At 40.2% G+C, this 15,265-nt stretch carries 13 protein-coding genes; all 13 read right to left on the bottom strand.

What is annotated here, in order from left to right; all coding sequences use genetic code 11:
• Positions 1–7: 7 nt before the first annotated feature.
• The 13 genes from hflX to tdh all read right to left on the bottom strand — a co-directional run bounded on the left by hflX (position 8) and on the right by tdh (position 15,126).
• Entirely contained in the window at positions 8–1,249 is a 1,242-nt protein-coding gene (gene hflX / locus GS400_RS09650; protein ID WP_160101231.1) for a GTPase HflX, read from the bottom strand.
• Positions 1,250–1,356: 107 nt separating this feature from the next.
• Entirely contained in the window at positions 1,357–2,280 is a 924-nt protein-coding gene (gene spoVK, locus GS400_RS09645) for a stage V sporulation protein K (RefSeq protein ID WP_370519784.1), read from the bottom strand.
• 154 nt (positions 2,281–2,434) lie between these two features.
• The gene (gene hfq / locus GS400_RS09640; RefSeq protein ID WP_027447910.1) at positions 2,435–2,659 is read right to left on the bottom strand and encodes an RNA chaperone Hfq; all 225 of its coding nucleotides are present in this window, start codon (positions 2,657–2,659) and stop codon (positions 2,435–2,437) included.
• A gap of 46 nt (positions 2,660–2,705) precedes the next feature.
• Positions 2,706–3,635: a tRNA (adenosine(37)-N6)-dimethylallyltransferase MiaA gene (miaA, locus tag GS400_RS09635; RefSeq protein ID WP_160101229.1), complete on the bottom strand. Its 930-nt coding sequence runs from the start codon at positions 3,633–3,635 to the stop codon at positions 2,706–2,708.
• Positions 3,636–3,758: 123 nt separating this feature from the next.
• On the bottom strand, positions 3,759–5,606 hold the full coding sequence (gene mutL, locus GS400_RS09630; protein ID WP_160101227.1) for a DNA mismatch repair endonuclease MutL: 1,848 nt from the start codon (positions 5,604–5,606) through the stop codon (positions 3,759–3,761).
• 15 nt (positions 5,607–5,621) lie between these two features.
• Entirely contained in the window at positions 5,622–8,201 is a 2,580-nt protein-coding gene (mutS, locus tag GS400_RS09625) for a DNA mismatch repair protein MutS (protein WP_160101225.1), read from the bottom strand.
• 397 nt (positions 8,202–8,598) lie between these two features.
• The gene (locus GS400_RS09620) at positions 8,599–8,757 is read right to left on the bottom strand and encodes a hypothetical protein (protein ID WP_160101223.1); all 159 of its coding nucleotides are present in this window, start codon (positions 8,755–8,757) and stop codon (positions 8,599–8,601) included.
• A gap of 355 nt (positions 8,758–9,112) precedes the next feature.
• Entirely contained in the window at positions 9,113–9,673 is a 561-nt protein-coding gene (gene cotE, locus GS400_RS09615; protein ID WP_160101221.1) for an outer spore coat protein CotE, read from the bottom strand.
• Between the two features lie 344 nt (positions 9,674–10,017).
• Positions 10,018–10,449, bottom strand: coding sequence for a YlbF/YmcA family competence regulator (locus GS400_RS09610; protein ID WP_160101219.1), 432 nt, complete (start codon positions 10,447–10,449; stop codon positions 10,018–10,020).
• Between the two features lies 1 nt (position 10,450).
• Positions 10,451–12,022 (bottom strand): tRNA (N6-isopentenyl adenosine(37)-C2)-methylthiotransferase MiaB, encoded by a 1,572-nt coding sequence (miaB, locus tag GS400_RS09605; protein WP_160101217.1) that lies wholly within the window; start codon positions 12,020–12,022, stop codon positions 10,451–10,453.
• Between the two features lie 415 nt (positions 12,023–12,437).
• Positions 12,438–13,613: a glycine C-acetyltransferase gene (locus GS400_RS09600; RefSeq protein ID WP_160101215.1), complete on the bottom strand. Its 1,176-nt coding sequence runs from the start codon at positions 13,611–13,613 to the stop codon at positions 12,438–12,440.
• Positions 13,614–13,625: 12 nt separating this feature from the next.
• Positions 13,626–14,087, bottom strand: a complete 462-nt coding sequence (locus tag GS400_RS09595; protein ID WP_160101213.1) for a GNAT family N-acetyltransferase — start codon at positions 14,085–14,087, stop codon at positions 13,626–13,628.
• Entirely contained in the window at positions 14,077–15,126 is a 1,050-nt protein-coding gene (gene tdh, locus GS400_RS09590) for an L-threonine 3-dehydrogenase (RefSeq protein ID WP_160101211.1), read from the bottom strand. Before tdh ends, GS400_RS09595 begins: the two co-directional genes overlap by 11 nt.
• Positions 15,127–15,265 lie beyond the last annotated feature (139 nt).

Genomic DNA, 15,265 nt, shown 5'->3' with positions numbered 1-15,265 from the left:
CCTTCTTCTATTCTTTACGTAATTGATGATATAACGGATGATCTGGATCGATCCACCCTTTTACAAAATAAACCTCATCTTCTTCCAAGAAATCTCGATCTGTCATGATGGAATGTTTTGATAAACGATGAAGCATATCACCTTTTGAGGCATGCACATATGTCTGATATGGCTCCCATTCTTTCATAAGCACTTCTTCAATCTTATCAAACAACCGTTTAATATCAATTGGATCATTCGCACTGATTGTTAAAGCTGGTAAACTAACCGGCATAAAGTCCTCATTCAGTAAATCTTTTTTGTTATACACGTTGAGCATCGGAATGTGGTCCGCTTCAAGTTCTTTTAAGAGCTTGTGCACCGTTTCTTCATGATGAACATGATCTGGATGAGATGCGTCAACCATATGCAACACCAGATCCGCTTCCTTCACTTCCTCTAAGGTTGATCGGAATGCTGCAATCAACGTTGTTGGAAGATCTTGAATAAACCCAACGGTATCAGATATTAGAGCCTGAAATCCGCTCGGCAATTGAATCTGTCTAGTCAAAGGATCAAGTGTAGCAAACAATTGATTTTCTTCAAATGATTGGCTGTTTGTTATCCGATTGAAAAGCGTTGACTTCCCCGCGTTTGTATAACCTACAATAGCAATTTGGTACGCTTTATTCTCTTTTCGACGCTTTCGATATTGCTCACGTTGAGTCGCAACCTGTTGGATTTGTTTACGAATATCATCAATACGACGCTGAATATGACGGCGATCGGTCTCAAGCTTCGTCTCACCTGGCCCTCTTGTACCTATTCCACCGCCTAAGCGAGATAGGTTTTTACCTTGTCCATATAGTCTAGGAAGTAGATACTGTAATTGAGCTAGTTCGACTTGCAGTTTACCCTCTTTTGTATTCGCTCTTCTTGCAAAAATATCAAGAATCAGCTGAGTACGATCGATGACTGCGATATCGAGAAAATCACTAATATTTTTTGTTTGGCTAGGTGATAATTCATCATTAATGATGACCAGATCAATGTCTCGTTCCTCTATGTATGTTTTAATTTCCTCAAGCTTTCCTTGTCCTAAATATAATGCTTGATGGACTTTATTTCGATTTTGAATAATAATTTTATCCACTTCTCCATGAGCCGTTTCGGTTAATGAACGCAATTCTTCCAATGAGGATTGAAAACGTTCGTCATCTTGAAACGGCAATCGACATGCAGCTAATAATACACGTTCTCGTTGTTCCATAAGGATCCCTCATCTTTCCATTAGTGCTACAATCATACCAAATGTGTTGCGTAAATGCGAATTCACCACATACGAAAGCGACTCCCTTTGGTGGAAGCCGCTCTAAGCTAGGTATCAAATGTAATATCTCGACTGGTCAATAAAATTAATTCGGAATGGCTGAATCGATTTTGTTTCATGACACGAATAGCTTGCTTTCGTATTGATTGTTCAATTATGTTCCGGATGTAGCGTCCATTTGAAAAACTCTGATGACGCTCTTGTTTTTTCCTCATTAGATGATTCTTCAACTTCCATTGAGCTTCTTTTGAAAGCTCATATTCCCTTTCAGATGCCATTTGAGTTGCGATTGTCATTAATTCATCAATCGAGTAATCTTTAAAATCCATCATGATTGGAAAGCGAGAATGTAGACCTGGATTCAGCCGCAAGAATTTATCCATTTCTGCAGGATACCCAGCAAGGATAAGGATAAAGTCGTTGTGATAATCTTCCATATGCTTTACAAGTGTATCGATCGCTTCTTTCCCAAAGTCTTTCTCCCCACCACGCGCTAATGAATAGGCTTCATCAATGAACAGTACGCCCCCCATAGCTTTCTTGATGAGGTCTCGCGTTTTTTGTGCAGTATGACCAATATATTCGCCTACTAAATCAGCTCGTTCCGCTTCAATAAAGTGTCCTTTTGATAGAACATTCATATCATAAAAAAGTTGAGAAAGCTTTCGGGCTACAGTTGTTTTACCTGTTCCCGGATTTCCTTTAAACAACATATGAAGGACTTGCTTAGATGGTTTTAGACCTGCTTCCTGTCGCTTTTGATTCACATAAATACTCGCATAAATCTCTTTAATGGTATCTTTTAACGAATCCAAACCTATAAAATCTTCAAATTGATTGTCTATGTTCTGAAAAGGGTTTGTTAAGTATGACGTCGACTCGGTTGGTTTCGGCTTCGCTATTGAAGTGTTTCGATCTTGGAACATGACGTTGATTTGCCCATTTTGTTTGTACGTCACTTGAGTATCCACCAAAAATCACCCCTTATTCACCCACATTATACGCATCTTTAGTGTGATTTGTGACAGATGCCCAAAGAAAGTGTCCTATTCCCGCTTGTTGAACTAAATGATTTTGCCAAAAGAAAAGCGGACGCCTATTGGAGACACCCGCTTGTTTCACTTATTACTCTTTATCTAATGTAATCGTTTTTTGTGGAGCAAATGTTGAGATTGCATGCTTATAAATCAGTTGTTGCTTACCGTCAGCTTCTAAAAGAACGGTAAAATTATCGAAAGCTTTAACGACTCCTCGTAATTGGAAACCGTTAAGCAGGAAGACCGTTACTTGAACGTGATCCTTACGTAATTGATTTAAAAAATTGTCCTGGATATTCACTGATTGAGCCATGAAAATTTCCTCCTCTTTTTCTGTCTGTGATTATATATTTCGATGTTTAGCAAAGCTTTCCTGCTAAATCATTCAAAATTTCTTCAAACTTTTCTCGTGCTGATTCGACGGTAATCTCATACCAATTAATGTCCAATTTGTTGCGAAAATATGTATATTGTCTTTTAGCATAACGCCTAGAATTACGCTTCAACAAAAATACAGCATCTTCCAAGGAGCGTTCCCCTTCAAAATACGGAATAAACTCCTTGTAACCAATTGCCTGCATACTTTGACTATTAGCATAACCCTGATGATATAACGCTTTAACTTCTTCTAAAAGCCCTTCATCCATCATCTTGTCAACACGGTTGTTAATCCGCTCATAAAGTTTCTCGCGCTCCATCTCGAGCCCAATAAGAATTGGGTTATAAGGAGATTCTTGTTTCTGTTTCTCCTGATACTCCGTCATCGTCATACCAGTTGTTTCATACACCTCTAAAGCTCGAATCACACGTCTCACATTATTCGGATGAACTTTTGCTGCTTGTTCAGGATCTATGGATTGAAGCTTTTCATAGTAAGGTTGGATTCCCTCTTCTTCAATCTTCGCCTCTAATGATTGCCGGAAGTTTTCATCTGATCCCTCATCAGAAAACTGAAAATCATAAAGGACGGACTGTATGTATAACCCTGTACCTCCTACAATGATAGGAAGCTTTCCTTTTGCAGCGATTTCATCTATATAGCCTTGGACTTTTTCTTGGAACTCAGCTACAGAAAAACCTTCGTCTGGTTGCTTAATGTCTACCATATAATGAGGGACACCTTGTTTTTCCTCCTCTGTAACTTTAGCGGTTCCAATGTCCATACTTTTATAGATCTGCATCGAATCGCCACTAATAATTTCACCATTAAATCGCTTGGCCACTTCAACACTTAGCTTCGTCTTCCCAACAGCTGTGGGACCGACTATGGCCACTACGTTTTGCTTCATCTCTTTTCCTCACTTTATCTAGACTTCCTTCAAAAATGTATCCTTATTATATAGGGTTTTGGATCGAAATAAAAGTGTAAAAGCATATAGAAAAAGGACAGCGCCATACTGACGCTGCCTTTATTACATAACTCGCTTAAACATTTTCTCCAATTCATACTCCGAAAAGTGTACGATGATGGGTCTGCCGTGAGGGCATGTAAAAGGATCTGTGGAAAGCCTTAAATCCTTGAGCAACTGATTCATGTCTTCATGATTCAAATAATGATTCGCTTTAATTGAACGTTTACAGGACATTAAGATTGCCGCTTCTTCTCTTAGTTTCAAAATATCGACCTTTTGATTTTCAAAAAGCTGTTCTACCATTTCTTCAATCACTTCTTGCTCGAACCCTTTTGGAAACCATTGAGGATGAGAGCGTACAATGTACGTTTGTTCACCAAACGTTTCAAAAAATAGCCCTACTTGCTCAAGCTGGTCCTTATGTTCCTCAATAAGAATGGCTTCCTGTTTCGTAAAATCAAACGTTAAAGGTACAAGAAGCTCTTGTACTTCATTTTCAGGTTCAGCTAGTTTATCACGGAAAAACTCATATTTTATGCGCTCTTGAGCTGCGTGCTGGTCAATGATATACATTCCTGTTTCATTCTGTGCCAAAATATACGTCCCATGAAGCTGACCAATTGGATACATGACTGGAATACGATCATGAGAAACCTCTTTTGATTCACTAGATGTTTCTTCATCATTAAAATGAGCTTCTTGGCTTTGAACAGCCTGTTCTAGTGGATCATGTGAAATGTCTTCCTTCATCCAGTCTGGTTCTGGTTGTTTTTCTCGGACAACCGGATGCGAAATCGCTTCTCTCTCTTTAGTGGCTTCAGCTTGGGCACTAGGTCCATTTGATTGAAATGAAAAGGACTCTTGGACAGAATGATCTTTTTCTTTCGCTTTTTTTGGTTTTTGTTCCACTTCAGGGATAAGGGTCTCTTGTCGAAATGCGTTCGTTACAGCATCACGTACAGCTTCAAACAATTCATTTTCCTTACTGAATCGAACTTCAAGCTTAGCTGGATGAACGTTCACATCGACAAGTATAGGATCCATCTCAATTTGTAAAACAACCAAAGGGTACCGACCAATCGGAAGCAAGGTATGATAGCCTTGAAGAACAGCTTTGTTCACAGCATGATTACGAATGTAACGACCATTTATGATCGTAGACATATAGTTTCGTGAAGCACGTGTCACTTCAGGCTTAGCAATATACCCTTTAATCGTAAAATCTAGCGTTTCATGATGAATCGGCATCATTTTTTTAGCTGTAGACATCCCATAAATCTGAGCAATAACCTGCAAAATGTCCCCGCGACCGGATGTTTGGAACAAACGCTTCTCATTGTGCCAACACTCAAAACGGATCTCAGGGTGAGACATTGCCATACGGTTAAGAACATCTGTAATGTGCCCTAGTTCAGTATGAATCGTCTTCATATACTTCAAACGAGCTGGCGTATTAAAGAAGAGCTCTTCTACTGTTATTTCGCTACCCTGTCGCGCATCACTTTTTTCTTTTTCCTTCACGTTTCCACCTTCAAGGTAAAGCTTTGTTCCAGCTTTATCTCCTTGTGAAGTTTTTAGTGTTAACCGACTCACTGCAGCGATACTTGCTAATGCTTCACCACGGAAGCCCAGGGAACGAACACGGAATAGATCATCTTCATGAGAAATCTTACTCGTGGCATGGCGAAGAAAAGCACGTTCACAATCATCCTCACTCATGCCTTTCCCATTATCCATAATTTTGATACGAGAAAGCCCTGCTTCCTCTAACTCGACTTTCACCCAAGTGCTTCCTGCATCTATACTGTTTTCTACTAATTCTTTTACAACTGAAGACGGACGCTCAACGACCTCACCAGCGGCAATTTTGTTCGCCAGTGCATCAGGCATTTGCTTAATAGTAGGCATCCTTGTCCTCCTCTATTATTTGTTCAGTTCCTTTTGCAATTGATAAAGATGGTTCATGGCTTCTATTGGGTTCATCTCTAGTAAATTCAAGTTTCCAAGTTTATCAATTACGTTTTGTTGATTTGGATTCACTGATCGTGCTTTTTCTGGTTGCTTTTCTTCTACAAATAAGGAAAGTTGACCGTCTGGTTCAGGTTCAACTTGCTTAGGCGCCTCTACTGATGAGCCTTCAAACTGCTGTAGAAGACTATTTGCTCGTTGGATGAGTTCAGAAGGGAGTTCTGCTAGCTGTGCCACATGAATTCCATAACTCTCATCTGCAGCGCCGTCTTGAATTTGGTGAAGGAAGACTACGCGTCCTTCATATTCCTCTGCACGTACATGGACGTTTTTTAATTTTGAAAGTGACTGATCAAGTTCGGTTAACTCATGATAGTGCGTTGAGAATAATGTTTTAGCATGAATGTGTTCATGAATATGCTCAACAATTGCTTGCGCTAAAGCCATTCCATCATACGTGCTTGTCCCACGCCCAATTTCATCTAGCAAAATCAAGCTGTTTTCCGTAGCGTTGGTTAACGCATGTTTAGCTTCCATCATTTCCACCATAAAAGTACTCTGACCGGAAACTAGATCATCAGCCGCTCCAATACGAGTGAAAATTTGATCAAATATTGGTAACTGAGCTGATTCACACGGGACAAAACAACCTACTTGCGCCATTATGGCTGTCAAAGCAAGCTGACGCATATAGGTACTTTTACCACTCATGTTTGGACCTGTAATGAGGAGGATATCGTTATCCTCGCCCATTTTCACATCATTAGGAACAAAAGAATCATCTTTCATAACCTGCTCAACAACAGGGTGACGGCCTTTATCAATATTAACGGTACGAGTTTCGGTAATGGTTGGACGGTAATACTGATTCGTTTCACTAACCGTCGCAAAACCTTGAAGAACATCAATACCACTAATCTGCTCTGCAAGCTGTTGGAGCGGGCGGATGTATTGTTTTACTCGGTCACGCACTTGGATAAACAACTCGTACTCAAGGTCTACACTTTTTTCCTGAGCTTCGAGAATGAGACTCTCTTTTTCTTTTAAATCAGGGGTAATATAACGTTCTGCGTTCGTTAACGTTTGCTTACGTTCATACCTTCCTTCAGGTAAAAGGTGAAGATTGGCTTTTGTTACCTCAATATAGTAGCCAAAAACACGATTATAGCCTACTTTAAGTGACTTAATCCCTGTATCCTGACGCTCTTTTTGTTCGAGTTCAGCAATCCATTGTTTCCCGTTCCTGGCTGCATCTCGGTAGTCATCAAGTTGGCCATTAAATCCATCTTTAATAATGTTCCCTTCTTTAATCGTAATAGGAGCATCGTCACTAATGGATTCCTCTAAGAAATCATGAACTTCTTGGAGGGGATCGATGTTGTCTGCAAGTCTATGAAGCTCAGGTTGCTGGAACGATTGTAAGAGTGTTTTAATCTCAGGGACCTTAGATAAAGATTGTTTTAGTTGAATAAGATCGCGCGCGTTCACATTCCCATATGCTACTCGTCCTGCTAAACGCTCGAGGTCATACACAGAGGTAAGCGCTTCTCTTAACGATTCACGCTCAAAAAATTGCTCTACTAATCCTTCCACCTGATTGTAGCGCTTTTCTATCATATTTTTATTTAAAAGTGGACGCTCTAGCCATTTTTTAAGAAGACGTGCTCCCATTGAAGTTACAGTCTTATCAAGAACCCACAAAAGACTTCCCTTTTTCCCTTGTTTACGAAGGGTTTCCATTAGTTCGAGGTTTCGCTTGGAATACATATCCAGTGTCATATACTGTTGTAACTCAATGACTTGTACTGGCATCAGGTGATCCATTGAGCGTTTCTGTGTGCGTTGAATGTAATGGAATAGTCGCCCAAATCCGGTTTTCAGTTTATCTTGAGGTAGGTCTTTCACAAGATCTAAGTGTTCTTCTGGCATGTCCGATTCTTCTTCTGTAGATAGGGTAACTCCTAATCGTTCTACGAATGCTGAGCTTTTGTCCTCAGCCATATCTGGGGGAACGACAATCTCTTTTACTGGACGATTGTAAAGCTCACTAAGCACATGATCAAATCCGTCGTTAATGAGAGCAACGCTATTTTCGCCTGTTGTTAAGTCATTATACGCAACAACATAGGTTTGATTGTCAAAAGGTGTAACAGCAGCAAGGAAGTTATTTTCTTCTTCTTGAAGCATAGCCCCCTCCATTACTGTACCTGGAGTAATCAGTTGAACGACTTCACGTTTTACGACCCCTTTTGTATGTTTAGGATCTTCAACTTGTTCACAAATGGCGACTTTGAAGCCTTTTTCTATTAAGTTTTTAATATAGTTTTCAGCAGAATGATAAGGAACTCCACACATTGGAATCCGCTCATCTCCACCATCACGACTTGTTAATGTAATCTCTAACTCTTGAGCTGCTCTTGTAGCATCTTCAAAGAACATTTCATAAAAATCGCCTAAGCGAAAAAATAAAAAAGCATCTTTATGTTGGGCTTTGATTTGTAAATATTGCTGCATCATTGGTGTATGTTTTGCCATCATTTTTCCTCCAACCGATCAAATCTCATATGCTATCCATTATAGCATATAGATTGGCGGCTCTACTAATCTAAGAGAAGTCCATATTCTAGAAAAGTACGTTGATTTCTGTGAGCGTAAGCCATATTTATTGTGGGTGTTTTAAAATTTAATATTTCCATTAAAGCCCCCTTATCTGGGAGACTTGGATTCGAGATATAGGTTCGGAGGAGTCCGTTGCTTGCATGAGAGTAAGGGGGTCAGTGAAACGGCAATACTCCTGTGGAAGACCAGCTGAGCCTCCTCGTTCACTCCGTTCTCTGTGGGGTCTCATCTGCCCTTTCTACCACTGGAGTTTGCCGTTTCCTTCCCCCCCCCCTTGCGTTTATGGAGAATAACGGACCCTAGTGTGTGAGTTCTAAACCTTACGGACATCTGTTCCGTTATTTTGAACTTTTAAGGCATTTCGAGAGTCGTTACGGACATATGGTACCTTATTTGTGACAGATTGCTCTTTATTACGGTGATTTGCAGCAATTAGCGGAATGAATGTCCGTAAGCTCTTTAGAAAAACCATTTTAAGGTGAAATAGCGGAACAAATGTCCGTAAGCATTACCTCCTCATATCGCTGCGGTTCCGTTAATCTCCATTCGGCTAAGGTGGGCTTGGGAACGGGTTGACTCCTCCGGAAAAACGGGCGAGCGAGACCCCGCAAGAAGCGTAGCGTATGAGGAGGCTCGATCGTTCGTCCGGGGAAAGCAACCCGTTCCCAAGCCCACCGCACTCCACAATAGCAACGGAACCTCCTCTCTTACTAAAACAGTTATTCCATATTACTTCCATATAATTGAATAACTCTTTAAACAGAATGTGAACAAAACAATTAAGAAATAAAAAACGATCCGCCTTCCTAAGAAGGGGATCGTTTTTGTTACTCTTCTTCTTCTTTTGCTAAGAAATCTGGGTCGATATCTGAGAAATCATCTTCCTCAACATCAAAATCCCATTCGTCATCTAAATTTAGAAGACCCTCGGGATCTTGCTTTACGTAAACTTTTGTCTCACCGACAACCTCGACGATAAATTCACGTTCTACATCCACAACAATCTTGTGGCCTTGATTCGAAATACGTGCCTCTAAACAATTTGGTTGCTGCACCACACGAGCGACTACTTCAAAATCATCACTTAAGCAGTTTGCATCTTTTGTGGAAAGGCGAACTTGATCTCTATAATTCACCTTTTCTGTTACAACTTCAGTCTTCGTATTGTCATTATACGAATACCAAGTGTTTACGTCGTAACTCCCTGATACTTCCACATAGTCGCCCTTATTCCTTGCATTATAAATGTGGTTGATTACCCAGCATCCCAAAATGCTCGTTGGGCGATGAGATGGTGATACGGTATTCGTATCTTGTGTAAACTTTCGACCCTTTCCGCATACCGCTTTTGTAATGATCTCACGATACTCCTGGTCAAATAAAGACATGAGAGCCCAACCTCCTCCTTCTTTGTTCATACTCATCCTATGCAAGACATTCGCCCGAAGTGCACAAAGTATAAAAATGATTCACATTTCTAACTCATATGAACAAAAGATTTTTGCTCCTAGTACATTCTATGCAAGCGCCTAAGAAAATGTACGAAAAGTTAAAGAAAGTTGGAAGAAATTTGGCGAAAGCTTGTACAGTTTTTGGGTAAGGAAGATGCTCGACCCTGTAACCGGATGTGGCCACACTCATAAAAGAGTTATACACAAGATAGTAATTTTATAATTTTCCTATAGCACAAAAAAAGAGCACCCGTTTACCGAATGCTCTTTCCTTACTTATATTAGTGGCTGCAACCTTCACCTTCGTCAACTGTTGCTGAGCCTGTCGTACCTTTTAACAAATCTCCGCCTGTTTCACGAATGATTTCGTTCGTCACTTCATTTGCGATAGAATTCGAAACCATTTGCAAGAAGTCATTCACGTCTGTTTGAGTGTTCTTGAACTCTTGCACAACAGGGATTTCATCTAATTCTTCTTGTAAACGATCGATCTCTTTTTCAACTTTTTTAAGTGCTTCAGTCTTCTCATAATACTGGAAGTTAACCGCGTTTTTTTGTAGGGATTTGATGCGATTAATTAACTCTTGCACTTTTTTGTTTTCATTAAGTTTTGCTTCTACTTGTTTGAAACGATCAATCTCAGGTGTTTCTGCCATCATGTGTGCTAACTCTTCTGCTCGTGAGATAACTTCTTTACGTGTATATTTTGCCATATTATCGAACCTCCGCTGTCTCTACCATTTCCCCATCAAGAGACCATGTTTTTGCTTTTGTTATTTTCACAGGTACAATCTGTCCAATCATCGACTTTGGTGCACGGAAGTTTACGAGTTTGTTTCTATACGTATGTCCCGCTAATACATCTGGGTTGTTCTTACTTTCACCTTCGACGAGGACCTCGACAACTTCCCCTTCATATTTGCTCATTGCCTGTGCAGCTTGATGATTGACTACTGCATTAAGGCGTTGCAAACGTTCTTTTTTCACTTCATGTGGTACATTATCTTGCATTTTAGCAGCTGGGGTACCCTCACGTGGTGAGTAAATAAATGTGTACGCCCCTTCAAATCCAACTTCCTCAACAAGTGTTAAGGTTTCTTGGAACTGTTCTTCTGTTTCATTCGGGAAGCCAACAATAATATCTGTTGTTAACGTTGCATTTGGCATTGCCTCACGAATTTTACGAACAAGATCTAAATAACGTTCACGCGTGTAGCGACGGTTCATAATCTTTAAGACTTCTGAACTTCCTGATTGTACAGGTAAGTGAATGTGATCCAGTAAGTTCCCGCCTTTAGCTAGCACTTCAATAAGACGGTCGTCAAAATCGCGTGGGTGAGATGTTGTAAATCGAACACGCGGGATATCGATTTTATGGATCTCGTCCATTAAATCTCCCAGCCCATATTCCATATCTAGATCTTTACCGTATGCGTTTACGTTTTGACCAAGAAGCGTAATTTCCTTATATCCTTGAGCAGCCAAATGACGAACTTCCTGAATAATGTCTTCAGGTAGGCGACTACGCTCTTTACCGCGCGTGAATGGTACAATACAATACGTACAGAATTTGTCACACCCGTACATAATGTTTACCCAAGCTTTGATATTCCCTTTACGTTGGCGTGGAAGGTTTTCAATGATATCCCCTTCCTTCGACCATACATCAACGACCATTTCTTTACCGAACAGTGCTTCTTTAAGTAGCTGTGGTAAACGGTGGATGTTATGGGTACCAAATATCAGATCAATAAATTGGTGCTTTTGTAGAATACGATTTACCACGGATTCTTCCTGTGACATACAGCCACATACACCTAGAATTAAGTCTGGATTTTCACGCTTCAATGCTTTTAAGTGACCGATTTCACCAAACACTTTATTCTCTGCATTTTCACGGATTGCACAAGTGTTTAGCAGAATAATATCCGCTTCATGTTGATCATATGTGGTTTCATAACCCATGTCAGCAAGGATACCAGCCATAACTTCTGTGTCATGTTCGTTCATCTGGCAACCATAAGTACGGATTAGAAACTTTTTTCCTTCTCCGATATTTTTCATATCTTCCGGGATTTTAAAGTCATAATGGACCTGAGTATCTTGTTTTCCGCGTTTTTTAGCATCCTTCATATTAGGTGCCTGGTATGTGGTTTGAAAGTATTTCGCAATCATTTCATCTGATGATGTACTTTTAATTCTTTCTAAATCTTGATCCTTCTCGGATTTTATGTCCGATGGATTCTTATTGATAATTTGTTGTTCAAGTCTTTGCTTTTCGTTCATTAATGGAGATCTCCTTTCGTACGGTCTCTCTAACTGTAATATTATATCAGGCTTGAAAGCAAAAATAAAAGGACATTTCGTGACAAAATTAACAAAAGCGAATCCGTCCGTTTAGCAACGAAGGGACTGGACTGAGCCCGTAGTGAGATAAAGGAAACACAAATTGTGAAGCAATTTGATGTTGACTTATCGAACGGAGAAAGTAAAAAGGATGATCGGCTAAGTTCGTCACGTCCTGTGACAACGCCGATCTGACCCACATCGTGTGACCCCAAGTTCGTCACGTCCTGTGACAACGTCGATCTGACTCACGTCGTGTGGGCCCAAGCCCCTTCGTTGCTGGGCGGTGGAGCTAGATGTCACATCTTGTCCATAACAAAAGCTGACCCCACATATCGAGGTCAGCTCTTCACTGTTATAAAATTCCCAAATTCTTACCAGCGCGCTCAAATGCGTCCAATGCTTCTTGGAGCTCTTCTTTAGAGTGCTCTGCTGTAACAATCGTACGAATACGTGCTTTTCCTTTTGGTACAGTTGGGAAAACAATACCTTGTGCAAACACGCCTTCTTTGAACAGTTCATCGGAAAATTTATGTGTCAGTGCGTCGTCACCAATCATTACTGGTGTAATCGGTGTTTTACTGATACCTGTATCAAAGCCTAGCTTCGTTAAACCATCCTTGAAGAATTTCGTGTTATCCCATAGCTTTTGAATTAACTCTGGTTCTTCAAGTAATACATCAATTGCTGCGTCACATGCTGCTGTAACTGCTGGCGGGTGTGATGTACTGAACAGGAATGGACGGCCTTTGTGGATTAAGTACTCTTTTAATGTTTGAGATGTTGCTACATACCCACCAAGTACACCAATAGCTTTACTTAGCGTACCAACCTGAATATGTACACGACCATCTAAACCAAAGTGATTTACTGTGCCTCGGCCATTTTCACCAAGCACACCACTAGCATGAGCATCATCTACCATAATAAGGGCATCATATTTCTCAGCTAATTCAACGATTTCTGGTAATGGTGCAATGTTTCCGTCCATAGAGAAAACACCATCTGTTACAACTAAACGTGTACGGTACTCACTAGAAGCTTTTAGTGCTTCCTCTAAAGATTCCATGTCAACGTGCTTGTAAATTTTACGCGCTGCTTTAGTTAGACGGATGCCATCAATGATTGAAGCGTGGTTTAATTCATCAGAAATGACAACGTCCTGATCATTTAACATGGAAGAAAGAACACCTTGGTTCGTCGTAAAACCAGATTGGAATACAAGCGCTGCTTCTGTGTGCTTAAATTTTGCAAGTTTACGCTCATACTCTTCGTGCATAGAAAGAGTACCTGCAATTGTACGAACTGATCCTGTACCTACACCATACTCTTCAATTGCCTTTTCAGCCGCTTCCTTCATACGAGGATGATTGGTTAAACCAAGGTAGTTGTTAGAGGAAAGTTGAATAACATCCTTCCCTTTAATCGTTACACGAGATCCTTGTGCTGATTCTAGTGGGATTAATTCACGAAACGTACCTTCGTCTTTCATTTGATTAAGTTCTTCTTGTAAATGCTCAAAACCCTTCATGCAATCGCCTCCTTAATCTAATACAATATACTGATATTTAGGTAATGGTTTTTGGTTGGCCCCAGTAGCAGTGTCTCCGATTTTCGTTGCTCCCATCCATTCATAAAAAGGAGCAGCATACGGGTCACTTTCCCATTCTATTTTTTCTATAGAATAGTTCCTGGCAACACTAACCATATGATACCACATTCTTTTGCCAAGTCCTTCTCCTATGTATACAGGGTCTAAATAGAAATCCTCAAGCCACGCATGATTTTTGTTTTGAATTATAGAATAAAACCCTGTAACAGAACCTCCATCCTCGATCACATAGACATGATCTTTCGCAATGCGATCAGAAGGAACGTGTAAAAGAAGCTCACATTCCTTCATAAACGCCTCACTATATCCCCAATAGGCTTTGGACTTTATAGCAATATTTGATAAATGTGGTGATTCTTCTGGAATAGCTCGTCTGAAAATGCTAATAAGCATTCGGGTGTAATACGACTTTACCGCATTTCCCTTCATTCATTAATTGGAACCCTTTTTCAAAATCCTCCATAGGAAGATGGTGCGTAATAATTGGGGTTACATCTACCTGATTCGATTGAAGTAAACGAGATACCTGCTGCCATGTTTCGAACATCTTACGCCCAGCAATTCCTTGTACTTCTATACCTTTAAAAACAATATCATTTGTTACATCAAGGGTAACAGGTTTTACAGGCAGACTTAAAATCGAAACACGACCACCGTTCGTAACCATCTTGAAGCCTTGATCCATTGCGATAGGGTGACCACTCATTTCACATACGACATCAACACCATGACCGTCTGTTAGCTCTTTGGCCTTTGCTACTGGATCCATTTCTTTCGAGTTAACAATCGTTGTGGCACCCATCTTCTCAGCTAATTCTAAGCGATAAGGATTCAAGTCAAAAGCAAGAACTTGTGAAGCCCCTGCAGCCTTAGCAACACCTACTGCCATTAATCCAATTGGTCCACATCCGATAATGGCTACATTTTTCCCAGCTACATCACCGTTAAGAACTGTATGTACTGCATTCCCCATCGGTTCTTGTATGGACGCAATGTCAGTTGACATTGTATCTGGATTCTTCCACATATTCTCTTCTGGAAGAGCTACATATTCTGCAAAGCATCCGTTCGTATCTACTCCAATAATTTGAGTGTTCTCACAGATGTGGAACTTCCCTGTTAAACATTGAGGGCATTGGTGACATACAATATGTGTCTCTGCACTTACATAGTCCCCAACATTTACTTTCGAAACTTTACTCCCTACTTCAACAACTTCACCAGAAAATTCATGTCCGAATACATATGGTGGATTCACTCGACTAGCAGACCATTCATCCCAATTATAGATGTGGAGGTCTGTCCCACAAATTGAAGTCGCTTTTACTTTTATTAAAACATCTAAGTCTCCTATTTTAGGAATATCTACTTCTTGAAGTTGAGCACCTTTAGCACGTTCATGCTTTACTAGCGCTTTCATTCTTCCATCCATGGTGAACACCTCTTACCGTTAAATTATTAATCTAACACTATTATAATCATATTTCATGAAAAAGCGCCAGTATTTATTACGATTATGTCCTCCTCACATGTACATTTGCACACACGAGAAAGCGTTTACAAAAAGAAAT

It is taken from the genome of Pontibacillus sp. HMF3514, assembly GCF_009858175.1.
In the GTDB taxonomy this organism is placed as follows: domain Bacteria; phylum Bacillota; class Bacilli; order Bacillales; family BH030062; genus Pontibacillus.
This window is presented reverse-complemented; position numbering and strand designations above follow the sequence as displayed.